The organism is Frigidibacter sp. ROC022 (assembly GCF_024723735.1).
Lineage (GTDB): Bacteria > Pseudomonadota > Alphaproteobacteria > Rhodobacterales > Rhodobacteraceae > SLM-1.
The window spans coordinates 451,726-465,933 of sequence record NZ_JANQDU010000003.1 but is presented as its reverse complement, the minus strand read 5'-3'; the positions used below and the strand labels follow the sequence as shown (position 1 = coordinate 465,933).

At 67.5% G+C, this 14,208-nt stretch carries 14 protein-coding genes and 2 tRNA genes; 11 read left to right on the top strand and 5 right to left on the bottom strand.

All coding sequences use genetic code 11. The annotated features are described in order from the left end of the window. Positions 1-2 precede the first annotated feature (2 nt). The 3 genes from NUW50_RS14050 (at position 3) to NUW50_RS14040 (ending at position 1,532) form a co-directional block, all read left to right on the top strand. Positions 3-737, top strand: a complete 735-nt coding sequence (locus tag NUW50_RS14050) for a TerC family protein (protein ID WP_258289763.1) — start codon at positions 3-5, stop codon at positions 735-737. A gap of 91 nt (positions 738-828) precedes the next feature. Next, positions 829-903, top strand: a tRNA-Gly gene (locus NUW50_RS14045). Between the two features lie 20 nt (positions 904-923). Next, on the top strand, positions 924-1,532 hold the full coding sequence (locus NUW50_RS14040) for a hypothetical protein (RefSeq protein ID WP_258289762.1): 609 nt from the start codon (positions 924-926) through the stop codon (positions 1,530-1,532). 13 nt (positions 1,533-1,545) lie between these two features. On the opposite strand, the gene NUW50_RS14035 is transcribed toward NUW50_RS14040, so the two are convergent. The 4 genes from NUW50_RS14035 to rlmB form a co-directional block, all read right to left on the bottom strand. Beyond that, a complete protein-coding gene (locus NUW50_RS14035; RefSeq protein WP_258289761.1) occupies positions 1,546-2,022 on the bottom strand; it encodes a CoA-binding protein in 477 nt (158 codons plus the stop codon). Beyond that, a complete protein-coding gene (locus NUW50_RS14030) occupies positions 2,019-3,863 on the bottom strand; it encodes an extracellular solute-binding protein (RefSeq protein WP_258289760.1) in 1,845 nt (614 codons plus the stop codon). The genes NUW50_RS14035 and NUW50_RS14030 overlap by 4 nt, the downstream gene beginning before the upstream one ends. 238 nt (positions 3,864-4,101) lie before the next feature. Then, positions 4,102-4,542: a YHS domain-containing (seleno)protein gene (locus NUW50_RS14025; protein ID WP_258289759.1), complete on the bottom strand. Its 441-nt coding sequence runs from the start codon at positions 4,540-4,542 to the stop codon at positions 4,102-4,104. 107 nt (positions 4,543-4,649) lie between these two features. Continuing rightward, positions 4,650-5,417: a 23S rRNA (guanosine(2251)-2'-O)-methyltransferase RlmB gene (gene rlmB, locus NUW50_RS14020; RefSeq protein ID WP_258289758.1), complete on the bottom strand. Its 768-nt coding sequence runs from the start codon at positions 5,415-5,417 to the stop codon at positions 4,650-4,652. Between the two features lie 226 nt (positions 5,418-5,643). Between rlmB and NUW50_RS14015 the strand changes: the two genes are divergently transcribed. Then, positions 5,644-5,727, top strand: a tRNA-Tyr gene (locus NUW50_RS14015). A gap of 314 nt (positions 5,728-6,041) precedes the next feature. On the opposite strand, the gene NUW50_RS14010 is transcribed toward NUW50_RS14015, so the two are convergent. Continuing rightward, positions 6,042-6,791: a UTRA domain-containing protein gene (locus NUW50_RS14010; RefSeq protein ID WP_258289757.1), complete on the bottom strand. Its 750-nt coding sequence runs from the start codon at positions 6,789-6,791 to the stop codon at positions 6,042-6,044. Positions 6,792-7,006: 215 nt separating this feature from the next. Here NUW50_RS14010 and NUW50_RS14005 point away from each other — a divergent pair, with 215 nt between their 5' ends. From NUW50_RS14005 to NUW50_RS13975, 7 genes are read left to right on the top strand one after another with little or no spacing between them, the layout of a single operon-like run. Continuing rightward, complete coding sequence (locus NUW50_RS14005) at positions 7,007-8,545, top strand: ABC transporter substrate-binding protein (RefSeq protein ID WP_258289756.1); 1,539 nt, start codon at positions 7,007-7,009, stop codon at positions 8,543-8,545. 19 nt (positions 8,546-8,564) lie between these two features. Next, positions 8,565-9,503 (top strand): ABC transporter permease, encoded by a 939-nt coding sequence (locus NUW50_RS14000; RefSeq protein ID WP_258289755.1) that lies wholly within the window; start codon positions 8,565-8,567, stop codon positions 9,501-9,503. Then, positions 9,500-10,360, top strand: coding sequence for an ABC transporter permease (locus NUW50_RS13995; RefSeq protein WP_258289754.1), 861 nt, complete (start codon positions 9,500-9,502; stop codon positions 10,358-10,360). The genes NUW50_RS14000 and NUW50_RS13995 overlap by 4 nt, the downstream gene beginning before the upstream one ends. Beyond that, positions 10,357-11,346 carry an ABC transporter ATP-binding protein gene (locus tag NUW50_RS13990; RefSeq protein ID WP_258289753.1) on the top strand — a complete coding sequence of 330 codons (990 nt, stop codon included), beginning with the start codon at positions 10,357-10,359 and terminating at the stop codon, positions 11,344-11,346. The genes NUW50_RS13995 and NUW50_RS13990 overlap by 4 nt, the downstream gene beginning before the upstream one ends. Further along, entirely contained in the window at positions 11,343-12,344 is a 1,002-nt protein-coding gene (locus NUW50_RS13985) for an ABC transporter ATP-binding protein (RefSeq protein WP_258289752.1), read from the top strand. The genes NUW50_RS13990 and NUW50_RS13985 overlap by 4 nt, the downstream gene beginning before the upstream one ends. Continuing rightward, entirely contained in the window at positions 12,344-13,117 is a 774-nt protein-coding gene (locus NUW50_RS13980) for a creatininase family protein (RefSeq protein ID WP_258289751.1), read from the top strand. The genes NUW50_RS13985 and NUW50_RS13980 overlap by 1 nt, the downstream gene beginning before the upstream one ends. Continuing rightward, positions 13,114-14,175 (top strand): threonine aldolase family protein, encoded by a 1,062-nt coding sequence (locus NUW50_RS13975; RefSeq protein ID WP_258289750.1) that lies wholly within the window; start codon positions 13,114-13,116, stop codon positions 14,173-14,175. The genes NUW50_RS13980 and NUW50_RS13975 overlap by 4 nt, the downstream gene beginning before the upstream one ends. The last annotated feature ends 33 nt before the right edge of the window (positions 14,176-14,208 follow it).

Sequence of the window (14,208 nt, the reverse complement as noted above, 5' to 3'; positions counted from 1 at the left end):
ACATGCTGGACCTGCTGACCGATCCCGCCATCTGGGCAAGCTTCCTGACCCTCACGGTTCTGGAAATCGTGCTTGGCGTCGACAACGTCATCTTCATCTCGATCGCGGCCGATCGCCTGCCGCCGGAAAAACGCCGAAGGGCACGGATGATCGGGCTGACCGGCGCCCTGGTGCTGCGGGTGCTGCTCCTGTTCTCGATCACCTGGATCGTCACCCTGTCGCAGCCGCTGTTCACGCTGTTCGGCCTGGGCCTGTCCTGGCGCGACCTGATCCTGCTGGGCGGCGGGCTGTTCCTGCTGTGGAAGGCCACGACCGAGATTTTCGCCGAGGTCGAGGGCGCCAGCCATGACCCCGGCTCGGCCAAGGCCAAGGCCACCCTGAGCGCGGTGATCGTGCAGATCATGCTGCTGGACCTGGTGTTCTCGCTCGATTCGGTGATCACCGCCGTCGGCATCGCCGACGAGGTCGCGGTGATGATCGCGGCGGTGATGGTCGCCATCGCGGTGATGATGGTTGCGGCCGAACCGATTGCCCGCTTCGTGGCCGATCATCCGTCAACCAAGATGCTGGCCCTGGCCTTCCTGGTGATGGTCGGCATGGCGCTGGTGGCGGACGGGCTGCACAACCATATCGAGCGCGGCTTCATCTATGCCGCCATGGTGTTCGCCGGCGGGGTCGAGGCGCTGAACCTCTGGCGCCAGAAAAAGCACGACAAGATCGGCCGAAAACCGGACTGACATCGCGGGAATGCAGCTTTCTCGCCCCGGCCTGCAATTTTCCTCTTGCGGGCGGCGGCAGGGTTCATTATTTCACCGCTCACTCTCGGATGCGGGCGTAGCTCAGGGGTAGAGCATAACCTTGCCAAGGTTAGGGTCGTGAGTTCGAATCTCATCGCCCGCTCCAAAACCAACCGGACCCCACGGTTGACCAGACAGAGGCCGCCCCCGGGCGGCCTTTCTGCTTTCCGGGCGTCTCTCCACCTTGTTCCGCGGCGGCAAATCCGACAGTCTGGCACGGGGACCGGAGGAAAGCCGCTGCTCGAAGCAATCAACGCCTATCTGGACAGCGTCTGGTGGACCGCGACCACCTCGGTGGTCGGCATTGCCGGAGTGATGGGGCTGGTCCTCTGGCTGATCGGGATGCGCGATGGCTGGCGGCGCTGGTTCATCCGGATATCGCTGAGCCTGCTGGGCCTGTCGGTTCTGTTCTCGATGCTGTTCGAGGAACTGATTCCACTGGCGCTGCGCGACTCGCCCCGGCGCGCCATCGAGACCGGGATCGCGCAGGCCCTCTTCGCCATCGCCACGGTGCTGTTCGCAATTGGCGGCGCCCGCTTCGTCCGCGACACGCAGACCGCCTTCGTGGTGCCGCAGCGGACGCGCCGCAAGGCCGGTTACCAGCCGCCACGCTGGTGGAATGTCTGGCGTCCCGGGCTTCGGCGCATGGGTGGCGGGGTGTTGGTCTTCGTTCTGGCCTCGGTCCTCTACAACAGCAACCGGTTCCCGCTGAACGTCCTCTCGGCCTGGTTCTAGCCCCCTGCCCGGATCAGAGCCGCGACGAGATCACCCCGGTGTTGAACCCGGCCTTGCGCAGCTCGCCGAACAACCGCTGATATTCGATCTTGGGACAGCGGTTCTGGATCACCGTGATACCCCGCGACTCGGCCTTGGCGGCGGCTTCGGCATGTTCGACCCCCAGCTGCATCCAGATGGTCTTGAGATTCGGCAAATGTCGCAAAGCGTCATCAACGATGCCCGGAACGGCCTCGGATCGGCGAAAAATGTCGAGAAAGTCCACTTTCTCCGCGTCGGGGATCGAGGCCAGATCGGGTCGGATGACCTCGCCGAACAGCATCTCTCCGGCATGGCCCGGATTGACCGGGATCACCCGAATGCCCTTCAGCCCCAGATAGCGGGCGACGAAATAGCTCGGCCGCACCGGGTTCATCGAGACCCCGACGATGGCCACGACCCTGGTCCGCTGCAGCACCTGGCGCAGCAGATCGTCGGAATAGCCGCTCATCGCAATGCTCCGATGTCCTGCAGGGCCTTCAGCTTGACCGGATCGACCCACCAGAAATCCTCGTTGCGCTTGTAGGGCGGCTGGATGGCGGGGCGGCCGAAAATGTCCCAATAGGCGACCCAGTAGCTGTCGCGGGTCCAGTTCGGCACCCAGACATGCCGGGCCCGCAGGATTCGGTCGATGGCCCGGACATTGGCCTGCATCTCCTCGCGGGTTTCGGCCCCGATCACCTGCTCGATCAGCGCATCGATCACCGGATCGGCGATCCCGGCCACGTTCAGCGTGCCCGGCGCGGCGGCCCCCTGGCTGCCCAGTATGGTCCGCAGTTCGACCGAGGGGCTCAGCGACATCGGAATCCGCGCCGAGGTGATGTCATAGTCGAAATTCTGCTGCCGCTCCTGCATCTGCGCCGCATCGACCATCTCCAGCCGCGCGTCGATTCCTATCTGGCGCAGGTTCTGGATGTAGGGATCGACGATGCGCTGGAACGCCGGGTTGTCGTCGAGGAACGAGACGGTCAGCGTCTCTCCCGCCGCGTTGCGCCGCAGCCCGTCGGCACCGACCACCCAGCCCGCGGCGGTCAGCAGGTCGGACGCGCGCCGTGCCGCCTCGCGGTCCACCTGCCGGGTGCTCCAGACCGGGGGCACATAGGCCGGTTCGGTGAAGATTTCCGGCGGCAGCTGGTCGCGGAATTTCTCCAGCACCGCCAGTTCGACGCCCTCGGGCAGGCCCGTCGCCTCGAGCGCGGCGGCGTTTTCCCAGAAACTGTCGGTGCGCTTGTAGAGCCCGTGAAACAGCGTCTCGTTCGACCATTCGAAATTGAACATCAGCGCCATGGCTTCGCGGACCCGGATGTCCTGGAACTTCTCGCGCCGCAGGTTGAACCAGAAACCCTGGGTGCCGGAAGGCCGGCCATCGGGGATTTCCTCGCGCTTCACCCAGCCCTTGGCCAGCGCCGGAAAATCATAGGCCGTGGCCCAGAGCGCCGAGGAATATTCCTCGTGGAACAGATAGGTGCCGGTCTTCAGCGCCTCGAAGGCGGCCGTGGTATCGGCAAAATATTCATAGACATAGCAGTCGAAGTTGTTCCGGCCCCGGTTCACCGGCAGGTCGGCCCCCCAGTAATCCGGCGCCCGGCAATAGCGGATCTGGCGCCCCGGATCGACCCGGTCCACGACATAGGGCCCCGAGCCCAACGGCAGTTCCATCGACGAGGCCGCGATATCCTTGCCCTCGTAGAAATGCTTCGGCAGCACTTCCATCTGGCCGATCTCGCCCGGCAGGTCGCGGGTCCGGGCCCCGGCCTTGAAGGTGAATTTCACCCGGCTGCCATCCAGCACCTCGGCCTTCTCGACCCCGGAGAAGGCGATGCCGTAATAGGGATGGCCCTTGTCGCGCAGGGTCTCGAAGCTCCAGACCACATCCTCGGGCGTCACCGGAACGCCGTCGTTGAACCGCGCTTCGGGCCGCAGCGTGAAGATCACCCAGGAGCGGTCCTCGGGATATTCCAGGCTTTCCGCCAGCAGGCCGTAGAGCGCCCCGGACTCGTCCGCCGAAGGCACAAGCAGCGTGTCATAGACCCGCCCCAGCCCCTGCGCCGGGGTGCCGGCCAGCACAAAGGCCCTGAGGCTGTCGAAGGTCCCGGCGGCGGCGGTGCCGCGAAAGCTCATCGTGCCGCCCTTGGGCGCCGCGGGATCGGCATAATCGAAATGGTCGAACCCGGGGCCGTATTTGAGATCGCCGAAGGGCGAAATGCCGTGCGACACGATCGTGTCGGCTGCCGCCAGGGGCAAGGCCAGGGCGGCGGCAAGGATTGAGGCAAGGATCGGCAGGCTGCGCATGGCGGAAGCTCCGGTGACGGTTACGCTCAGGCTACAGGTTGTGCGGAAGGGAGCAAGCACCGGAACGCCGCGGCCATTCCAAAAGAAAAGGCGCCCGGTTCGCCGGGCGCCAGTTGCGGAACGAGGGACAGTGAAGGGAAGCGCAGATGTTCCAGACCTGCGCCTGTCTACTTACGTAGGTGGTGAATCAGAATTAAAAAGGGAATGTAAAGGACATGTGAACTTCGCGTCATTCTGCTCAGCCGTTCAGCGCTTCGGGCCAGAAGCCGTCGGCCTTGCGGATATTGCCGGAAATGTCCTGCCGCCAGATCCGGCGCACCCCGGTGGAGAAATTGAGGAACAACCGGCCCTCATGCACCGTCCAGGCCTCGGGAACCGTCGTCGCCACTGCGCCCTGGGCCATCGCGTAGGCGCAGTAGCCGCCGTATTGCGGGGCATAGGCGCGGGCATCGGTCTCAAAGGCGCTGCGGTTCCCGACGCTGGCGAACAGCCACATCGCCCCGCCCCATTTCAGCGCGATCTTCGGATCGCCCTGCACCGGCCGCGAGTCGGTGAAATAGGCCACCGGGTCATAGCCATGGATCGCCAGGCCGCCGGTCGAAAACAGGGCCGGCGCCTTTGCCAGCGCCCGGCCCGCCGGCCAGGCCAGTGCGGCGGCTAGAAAGGTTCGGCGCTGCATCTCGCACTCCCATCAGGCGGATATCCCGCGACCCGATGGCACAATGCACCGGCAGCGGCGCTGCCGATAGCCCCGCTCCCCAGGATGTGAAGCGCCGAGACGCCGCGCTACCGCCGCGCCGCCGCGTAGAGCGCCACCGCCGCCGCGTTCGAGACGTTCAGCGAGCCGAAGCCCCCCGCCGCCCCGATCCGCGCCAGCCGGTCGCAGGTGGCCAGGGTCTTTTCCCGCATCCCCGGCCCCTCGGCGCCCAGCACCAGCCCGACCGGCCGGTCGGACAGGCCGTCCAGCGCCGCGCCCAGCTCGGTCTCGGCGGTGCCGTCCAGCCCGATCAGCACATAGCCCATGCGTTGCAACCGGGTCATCGCCTCGGCCAGGTTGCCGACCCGGAGATAGGGCTGCCGCTCCAGCGCACCGCTGGCGGTCTTGGCCAGGGCGCCGGTCTCGGGGGCGGAATGGCGCAGCGGCGCGATCACCGCCCCGGCACCGAACACCTCGGCCGAGCGCAGCACCGCGCCGACGTTATGCGGATCGGTGACCCGGTCGAGCAGCACCAGCAGCTGCGCATTGACCGCGATCTCGTCCAGCGGCCCCCAGTTGAGCTGCCGCACCTCCAGCGCCGCGCCCTGGTGAACCGAACCTTCGTCCAGCGGCGCCGGGAACTTGCGCGGGTCGGCCAGTTCCGGGTCCAGCCCCGAGGCCGCGACCGCCTCGCCCAGCTTGTCGAGCGCGTTCTTGGTGACGATCAGGCGCAGCTTCTCGCGCCGTGGATTCAGCAGCGCATCGCGCACCGCATGCAGGCCGAAGAGCCAGACCGTGGCCCGGGACTCGGCCCGTTCGGCGCGTTCCTTCTGGATCACCCATTTCGGTTTCTGCATGCTGACGCCCCGCTGTTCGCCCCTCCTCTACCCGCTGCCGTCCGCCGCGAAAAGCCCGGCCCTGCCCGCCCCGCGGCCCGGTCGCATCTTCGGGGAACAAATACTCCCGCCGGAGGCGCCCACCCCGGACAAGTCGCGCATCGCCGGAAGTCTTCGTACCGTTCCCCATTGACCCGCCCCGAACCCTTCGTTATTCCCCGGCTCGCGCCGGGTCCGCCCCGGCCAAGGGCGACGAGCTGCAAGGTGCGGCAGCGGACTGTAACTCCGCCGGGGAGACCCACGCCTGGTTCGATTCCAGGGTCGCCCACCATCTTACCCCATGATTTGCCGGTGCCGCGCCTGTGCCAAAGGCATGCCCGCCGTCCGACCCTCGACGGGTCGAATGGGCTGCCGGCACCGAGACATGCCACCCATTGCGCCCCCTTTCGAACCTGCGGCCGGGCATTGGCCAGAGCTCTTCCGGCACGGTTCCGAAGTTGATCGAAGCGGCAGGCCGGGCCGCCCGGCAGATCGTTCACCGCCCGACAAGACACTGGAGGGCATGGATGGAGGCGCTGCCGGTCCGTGTCGGCACTCCCCTCCCGATGGCCAGGCGTTCCCCGCCTCAGCACAGGTGGCCGGACCTCAGCCCCCGCCGGACGGCGCACCCGAGGGGCCCGGCAGGCCGGTCCGGTAGTGCGACTTCAGCTCCACCTGCGCCGCCGGATACCAGGCCAGCCCGTGCGCCACCTGCCCTTCGCCGACATGGACCATGCGTTCGATCACCAGCAGCGCCGCCCCGGTCGGAACGTCCAGCGCCTGCGCCAGCCGCGCATCCGCCTCCATCGCCCGGATCAGGTTGTCGCCGCGGCGCCAGGGCAGCCGGTCGATCAGCCAGCCAGCCGCCTCGACCTTCTCGAAATCGACCTCTGCCGCCTCGGGCAGCAGTGACAGGTTGAACAGCCGCCGGTCCAGGCAATAGGGCACCCCGTCGGCGCGGTGCAGGGTGGTGACCTCCAGCACGGGCCCGCGCTTCAGGTGCAGCTGGCGCCGGTCCCCAGGTCCGGCCGGGCGCTGTTCCCGTGCCGTGAGTTCGAATGTGTGCCGCTGGCCGCGGGCCTCGATGTCCGAGGCCGGATCGAGAATCTGCAGGATGATCGACTGCGCCGGAGGTCGCTTGACGAAGGTGCCCGCGCGTTTGCGGCGCTCGATCATGCCTTTCTGCTCCAGCAGCATCAGCGCCTTGGCCACGGTGGGACGCGAACAGCCGTAGCTCGCGGCGATCTCGTGCTCGGTCGGGATCCGGTAGCCGCTGTGCCATTGCCCCGAGAGGATCCTCACCTCGAAGTCCTGCAGGATCCTCGTGTGAACTGCGGTGGCGCGTTCGCCCGTCATCTGTGGCCTTTTTCCTTGCCCATGCTCCTGCCCCGATCCGGCGCCCAAAACTTGGGCGGATTACAAATGCATATGCATATTGTCGTGCGCCGACAAGCCGCCTAGACTTTGCGAGGAATCATTCTCGGTGCCGGCATGACCCGACGCCAGACCGATATTCATCGACCGAAGTCCGCCGGCGCAAGACCGCGGAACATAACCGACAGGAGAGACAGATGCGTCCTAGCAGCACGACCCTTGGCCTGATTGCCGGCCTGATGCTTGCCAGCCCGGTGCTGGCCGCCGAACTGACGACCAACCTGCCGGCCGATCCGGCCATGCTCGACCCGATCACCTATTCCGAACTGGTCGCCGGCGATGTCCTGACCCAGATTTACGAGAGCTTCACGGCCATCGACGCCGAAGGCAATGTCATCCCCGCCCTGGCCGAAAGCTGGGAACCGCTGGCCGACAACATGGGGTTCCGCTTTCACCTGCGCAAAGGGGTCAAGTTCCACTCCGGGCGCGAGTTCACCGCGAAGGATGTGAAGGCCACGCTGGAACAGCTGCTGATCCCCGAAAACAAGGGCGGCCTGAATGCCGGCTATGCCGAGCTGGTGGCCGGCGCCGACAAGGTGAAGGACGGCAGCACGACCGAATTGTCCGGGGTCAGGATCATCGACGACTACACGGTCGAGATCAGCTTTGATGCGCCGGACGTGCTGTTCCCGCTCTACCCGCTCTACATCTTCGATTCGGAAGTCGCTGCCGAGGCCGGGCCGGACTGGCTGACGACGGTTTCGGCCGGCACCGGCCCGTTCAAGCTGGACGAGTGGAGCCGCGGTCAGGAAGTGCATCTGGTGGCGCATGAGGACTATTGGCGCGGCGCCCCCGAGCTGGACGGGGTGCATTTCATGATCGTCCCCGAGATGAGCACCGCGCTGTCGATGTACGAGACCGGCGAACTGGACGTGCTGCGCGCCGATTCCAGCCTGAACCGGCAAATCTTCTCGGACGCCGGGCTGAAGGACCAGATCATGACCTCGCCCACCGCGCAGGTCCGCTATGTGGCCATGAACCCCGATCACTACGCCCCCTTCCAGGATGTGAAGGTGCGCGAGGCGGTCTGCATCAGCTACAACCAGGACGAGATGATCGAGGGGCTCTACGAAGGCGCGGGCGAGGCGCATTACGGCGCCATCACCCCCGGCGTCGCGGGCTACAGCCCCGACGTGGCCGAGATCAAGTACGACCCCGAGCGGGCCAAGGCGCTGCTGGCCGAAGCCGGCTATCCCGAGGGCGCGGGCCTGCCGCCGCTGAAGCTGAACGACACCGCGAACAACAAGACCGAAGACCTCTACATGGTCTCGAAATGGCAGGCGGTCGGCTTCCCGGTCGAACTGGAGGTTCTGGAACGCGGCGCCATGCTGAAGGGGATGAACTCGCAGCAGATCGCCTTCTTCCCCTGGGGCTGGAGCGCGGATTACCCGGACGGGCTGAATTTCCTGCTCGACCTCTGGTACTCCAAGAGCCCCTACAACAAGGGCTACAGCAATCCGGATTACGACGCGCTGATCGAACAGGCGAAACAGACCGCCGATTCCGAGGCGCGTTACGAGATCTACCACGCGGCCGAGAAGCTCTTGCTGGACGACTGGGGCATGTGCCCGAAGCCACTGCGGCTGCAGGTCCTGCTGGTGAAGCCCGGAGTCGAGGGCATCCGGCTGACCCCGTTCCGCATGTTGCCCTTCGAAGGCGTGACCAAGGCCGAATGACCCTGCACCGCCACCCACAATGCTGAACTATTCGCTTCGACGCCTTGCGGCTCTGGGCCTGGTCTGGGCGGTGGCGGTTCTGGTCACGTTCTTCGCGGTCCGGCTGGTGCCCGGCGACCCGGTGATGATGATGCTGGGCGACCAGTCGGGCAATGCCGAACTGGCGGCGCGGCTGCGGGCGGACTACGGGCTGGACCAACCCTGGTGGACGCAGTTGCTGACCTATCTGGGCGGCATCGCGGATGGCAGTTTCGGCCTGTCCTACCGCTATGTCGGCAGCACCGTCTTCGATGTCATCTCGGGTGGCCTGCGGATCACCCCGGTGCTGGCGCTGATCGCGCTGGCACTGGCGGTGCCGCTGGGCGTCGGACTGGGCATCCTGGCCGCGACCCGGGCCGGAAGCTGGACCGATACCGGGGTGATCCTGTTCCTGGTCACCGGGATTTCGATCCCGGGTTTCGCGCTGGCCTCGCTGCTGGTCTGGCTCTTCGCGGTCAAGCTGGCGCTGCTGCCGGTGGCCGGCTGGGGGCGGCCCGATCAGCTCGTGCTGCCGATCCTGGTGCTGGTGATCCCGCCGATGGCGGTGGTCGCGCGGCTGACCCGGACCTACATGCTGGAGGTACTGGAGCGTGACTTCATCCGCACCGCCCGGGCCAAGGGCGTGCGCGAGCGGCTGGTGATCTGGCGCCATGCCCTGGGCAACACCCTGGTGCCGCTGCTCACCTCGATCGGGATCATCTTCGGCGGGCTGCTGTCCGGGGCCTTCGTGGTCGAGACGATCTTCAACATCCCCGGGCTGGGCCGGATCGCGATCGACTCGGTCCTGGCGCGGGATTATCCGGTGACCATGTCCATCGTGCTGCTCTTCACCGCGATCTTCACCCTGGTCAATCTGGCGGTGGACCTGCTCTACGGCGTCGTCGACCCGCGCATCCGGCTGGCGGGCGACACGGCATGAGCAGCGTCGAGGACATCCCGCCGGAAGGGTCCGACCTGGCACTGCGCCTGCTGCGCAGCCGCAACACGATGATCGGCGGAACCATCGTCGGCGCGGTGCTGATCGTGGCCATCTTCGCGCCCTGGCTGGCACCCTACGACCCGACCGAGGTCAATATCCTCGACAACTGGCGCCCGCCCGGCGGCGCGCATCTTCTGGGCACCGACGAGCTGGGCCGCGACGTGCTGAGCCGGCTGGTGAGCGGCGCCCGGGTCTCGATGCTGGTCGCCCTGACGGTGCTGGCGATGACCATGACCATCGGCGTCGCCGCCGGCATGATCGCCGGCTGGTATCGCGGCTGGCGCGACGGGCTGATCATGCGGACCGTCGACGTGATCTTTGCCTTTCCCGAGGTGATCGTGGCGATCCTCGTCGCCGCCGTCATGGGGCCCGGCACCGCCACCGTGATCGTCGCCCTGTCGCTGGTCTGGTGGCCCGGCATCGCCCGGCTGGCGCGCTCGCTGGTGCTTCAGGTGAAGACCGAGACCTATGTCGAGGCGGCCCTGGCCTGCGCGACACCGACCTGGCGGATCATGCTGCGCCACCTGCTGCCGAACATCGCGGCCCCCCTGATGATCCGTGCCTCGCTCGGGGTCGGGCTGATCATCATGGCCGAGGCGACGCTGTCCTTCCTCGGCATCGGGGTGCAGGAGCCGCGACCGACCTGGGGCGGAATGATCCGCGACGGGCTGCCGCATCTGCGCAGCGATCCGCATCTGGCGCTCTCGGCCAGCCTGGCGCTCGGGATCACGATGATCGGCTTCAACCTGCTGGGCGACGGGCTGCGCGATGTCCTGGACCCGAGGGCGCGGCGATGAGCGCGGTGCTGGAGATCGAGGGGCTGCATGTCTCGTTCCGCGGCGCCCGCGGCTGGACCGAGGTGCTGCGCGACGTGTCGCTGTCGGTGGCGCCGGGGGAAATCCTGGGCGTGGTCGGTGAAAGCGGCTCGGGCAAGTCGGTGACCTCGCTGGCCTCGATGGGCCTGCTGGGGCCGTCGGGGCGGATCGACCGCGGCTCGGTCCGACTGGCCGGGCGCGAGTTGACCGGTCTCGATCCGCAGGCCCTCCGGGCGCTGCGCGGCCCCGAGATGGCGATGATCTTTCAGGAGCCGGGAACCAGCCTCAACCCGGTGCGCCGGGTCGGCAACCAGATCGCCGAGGCGATGACCGAACATGGCATCCCGGCCGAAGAGGCGCGACGCCGCTCGGTGGCGCTGATGGACCGGGTGGGCATTCCGGCCGCCGAATCCAGGGCCCGCGACTATCCGCACCAGATGTCGGGCGGCATGAAGCAGCGGATCATGATCGCCATGGCGCTTGCCTGCAATCCGAAGCTGCTCATCGCGGACGAGCCGACGACGGCCCTGGATGTCACCATCCAGGCGCAGATCCTGAACCTGATCCTCGACCTGCGGGACGAGACCGGGATGGCCGTCCTGCTGATCACCCATGACATGGGAGTGGTCTCGCGCTATGCCGACCGGGTGGCGGTGATGTATGCCGGCGAGGTCGTCGAGACGGCACCGGTGGACCGGCTGTTCTCCAACCCCGGCCATCCCTATGCCAGCCTGCTGATGCGGGCGATCCCGAACGCGCGTGCTGCACAGGCCGACCTGCCGGTGATTGCGGGCTCGGCCCCGCCGCCCAATCGCCTGCCCCGGGGCTGCCGCTTTGCCCCGCGCTGCCCGCTGGCGATCGAGGCCTGCCGCAGCGCCCCGCCGGCGCTGGCCGCGATCGGCCCGGCGCATCTCTCCCGCTGCATCCGCCCGGACCAGATCGGTCGCCTGACCGGAGAACCGGCATGACCGCGCTCCTGTCGCTCGATGGCGTCACCAAGCGCTTCGCCGCAGGCTCCGACATGCTGGGCCGCCCGACCGCGCATCTGACGGCGGTTGCCGACGTGTCGCTGTCGGTCGCGCCGGGTGAAACCCTGGGAATCGTCGGCGAGAGCGGCTCGGGCAAGAGCACGCTGGGCCGGATCATGCTGCGCCTTCTGACAGCCAGCGAAGGCCAGGTGTCCTTCGACGGCCGGGACATCACCGGGGTCGAGGGCCGGGACCTGCGGCGGTTGCGGAGCGAGATGCAGATGGTCTTCCAGGACCCCTATTCCTCGCTCGATCCCAGGATGCGGGTCCGCGACATCGTCGCCGAGGCGCTGGTCAACCAGGGCATGCCGCGCCGTCAGATCAACGACCGCGTCGCCGAGGTGCTGGAGACCGTCGGCCTGTCGCCCGAACACGGGGCCCGGTTTCCACATGCCTTCTCGGGCGGTCAACGTCAGCGGATCGGCATCGCCCGGGCCCTGGCCGCCAAGCCCCGCCTGATTGTCTGCGACGAGGCGGTCTCGGCGCTCGATGTTTCGGTGCAGGCGCAGATCCTGACCCTGCTGCGCCGGATCCAGGCCGAGACCGGCGTGGCGCTGGTCTTCATCTCCCACAACCTCGGCGTGGTGCGGTTTCTCTGCCACCGGATCGCGGTGCTCTATCTCGGCCGCATCGTCGAGATCGGGACCGCCGAGCAGTTGTTCGAGTCACCGCAGCATCCCTATACGCAGGCCCTTCTGGCCGCGATCCCCGAGCCCGGCGCCGGACGCGGCCGGATCGAGGTGCCCGGCGGCGAAATCCCGAACCCGATTCACCCGCCGCCCGGATGCGCCTTTCACCAGCGCTGCCCGCGCATGCAGCCGCAATGCCGCGAACGCCGCCCCGACCTGGCAGAACGCGCCGCCGGACATCATGCGGCCTGCCATAACCCCGGCCCGATGGGCGCGGAGACCGATCCCGACCGACGAAAGGACAGATGATGCAAGGTGTATGGCTGGAAGACCTGACCTGGCCCGAGGCCAAGACCTGGTTCGACCGCGAGCCGGTGGTGATGATCCCGATCGGCGCGGCGTCCAAGGAACATGGCCACGCCCTGCCGCTCTGCACCGACTATCTGCTGGCCCGGCTGGTCACCGACCGGGTGCTGAAGGAAGTCCCCGTGGTCGCCGCGCCGGTGGTCCAGTTCGGCTACTATCCGGCGTTTCGCGACTATCCCGGCAGCCAGCACCTGTCGCCCGAGACCTTCGGCCGGCTGCTCGACGACATCCTGACCGGATTTCACCGCCAGGGGGTCCGGAACATGGTGCTCTACAACACCGGCTATTCGACCGAAGCGACGGTGACCAACGTCGTGCGCGAGTTCTTCGAACGGACCGGGGTGCGGGTCGCGGTCGCGCATATCCGCTTCATGGCCCGCGAGGTCGAGGCCCTATTGGGCCAGAAGCTGGGCGGTCATGGCGATGAATGGGAAACCTCGGTGATCCTGGAACTCGACGAGAAGCGGGTCCGGACCGACAGGCTGGTGACCGACTACGGCCATGCGCTGGATCAGCCGACAAGCAAGTTCTACATCCCCGGGGTCTTTTCGGGCGATCCGGAGAGCGGCCGCGACTATACCGCCACCGGCATTCGCGGCGATGCTACCTTGGCAACGAAGGAGAAAGGCGCGGCGATCGTGGCGGCTCTGGTGGACGATATCGTTACCGGCCTCCGCGCCCATTTCCCCGAAGCCTTGGAAAGGTCGGCAGGATGAGCGCCCCGATGATCAACATGGCCGATGACGGTGTCGGCCTCTCGCCGCAGGAAATGGGCGCGGCGCTGGCGCGGCTGACCGCGGCCGGCGATGTCGAGGCCGACTACTACGGCGACGGCGGCCCGGTGACCGAGCTGGAAACCCGCATTGCCGAGTTGCTGGGCAAGGAGCGCGCAGTGATGTTCCCGACCGGCACGCTGGCAAACATGCTGGCCATGCGGCTGATGGCGCCGGGCACCGGAGCGCGGGTGGTAGTGCATCGCGACAGCCATCTGTTCAACGACGCCGGCGACAACATCACCCAGGCCGGGGTGACGATGGTGCCGTTGCTGTCGGAGGGCGCCAGCTTCACCGCCGATCAGGTCCGGGACGAGATCGCCCGCACCGCATCGGCACGGGTCCGGTCCCGTCTCGGCGGCATTTGCATCGAGACCCCGAACCGCAGGCTGGCGAACCGGATGTTCGACGCCGAAGCGCGTGGCGAAGTCGAAGCGCTGGCCAGGGCCGAGGGCATTCCGCTGTTCCTCGACGCCGCGCGCATCTTCATCGAATCCGCATGGTCCGGCCGCAGCCCGGCCGAGATCGGCGCCCCCTACGACTTCGTCTATGTCTCGCTTTACAAGTACCTTACCGCCCCGTTCGGCGCGGTGCTGGCCGGGCCGGCCGAGGCGCTGGACGGGCTCTTTCACGACCGTCGCCGGTTCGGGGGCGGGCTGTATCAGATGTGGCCCGCGGCGCTTCTGGCGCTCGACGCCCTGCCCCGCCAAGACGCCGAATGGCTAGCGGCCCGCGCGGCCGGCGAGGCGGTGGCGGCGGCGCTTGGCGGGTTGGGGATCGAGGCGGGCCGGCTGCCGGACGACTCCAACGCGCTCAGGGTGGCGGCAGGACGGGCCGCGACCACGGCCCGGGCCGCGCGGGAGCAGACCCGGGCCAGCGGCCTGAAACTGACCCCGGCGGTTTCGGGCAAGGTCACGCTGAAGATCAACGCGAGCTGGACCCGAGCGGCACCCGACGACATCGCCGCCCGGTTGGCCAGGCTGCTGAAGGACGGCGCCTGACCGGGCCGGCCTTCGCCGCACCTCGGCCTCCAA

What these genes read in the sequence shown, in the direction of transcription:
- NUW50_RS14050 (WP_258289763.1), top strand. Translation starts at nt 3, where the DNA reads ATGCTGGACCTGCTGACCGATCCCGCCATCTGGGCAAGCTTCCTGACC.
- NUW50_RS14035 (WP_258289761.1), bottom strand. Translation starts at nt 2,022, where the DNA reads ATGAGCGGCTATTCCGACGATCTGCTGCGCCAGGTGCTGCAGCGGACC.
- NUW50_RS14030 (WP_258289760.1), bottom strand. Translation starts at nt 3,863, where the DNA reads ATGCGCAGCCTGCCGATCCTTGCCTCAATCCTTGCCGCCGCCCTGGCC.
- NUW50_RS14025 (WP_258289759.1), bottom strand. Translation starts at nt 4,542, where the DNA reads ATGCAGCGCCGAACCTTTCTAGCCGCCGCACTGGCCTGGCCGGCGGGC.
- rlmB (WP_258289758.1), bottom strand. Translation starts at nt 5,417, where the DNA reads ATGCAGAAACCGAAATGGGTGATCCAGAAGGAACGCGCCGAACGGGCC.
- NUW50_RS14010 (WP_258289757.1), bottom strand. Translation starts at nt 6,791, where the DNA reads ATGACGGGCGAACGCGCCACCGCAGTTCACACGAGGATCCTGCAGGAC.
- NUW50_RS14005 (WP_258289756.1), top strand. Translation starts at nt 7,007, where the DNA reads ATGCGTCCTAGCAGCACGACCCTTGGCCTGATTGCCGGCCTGATGCTT.
- NUW50_RS14000 (WP_258289755.1), top strand. Translation starts at nt 8,565, where the DNA reads ATGCTGAACTATTCGCTTCGACGCCTTGCGGCTCTGGGCCTGGTCTGG.
- NUW50_RS13995 (WP_258289754.1), top strand. Translation starts at nt 9,500, where the DNA reads ATGAGCAGCGTCGAGGACATCCCGCCGGAAGGGTCCGACCTGGCACTG.
- NUW50_RS13990 (WP_258289753.1), top strand. Translation starts at nt 10,357, where the DNA reads ATGAGCGCGGTGCTGGAGATCGAGGGGCTGCATGTCTCGTTCCGCGGC.
- NUW50_RS13985 (WP_258289752.1), top strand. Translation starts at nt 11,343, where the DNA reads ATGACCGCGCTCCTGTCGCTCGATGGCGTCACCAAGCGCTTCGCCGCA.
- NUW50_RS13980 (WP_258289751.1), top strand. Translation starts at nt 12,344, where the DNA reads ATGCAAGGTGTATGGCTGGAAGACCTGACCTGGCCCGAGGCCAAGACC.
- NUW50_RS13975 (WP_258289750.1), top strand. Translation starts at nt 13,114, where the DNA reads ATGAGCGCCCCGATGATCAACATGGCCGATGACGGTGTCGGCCTCTCG.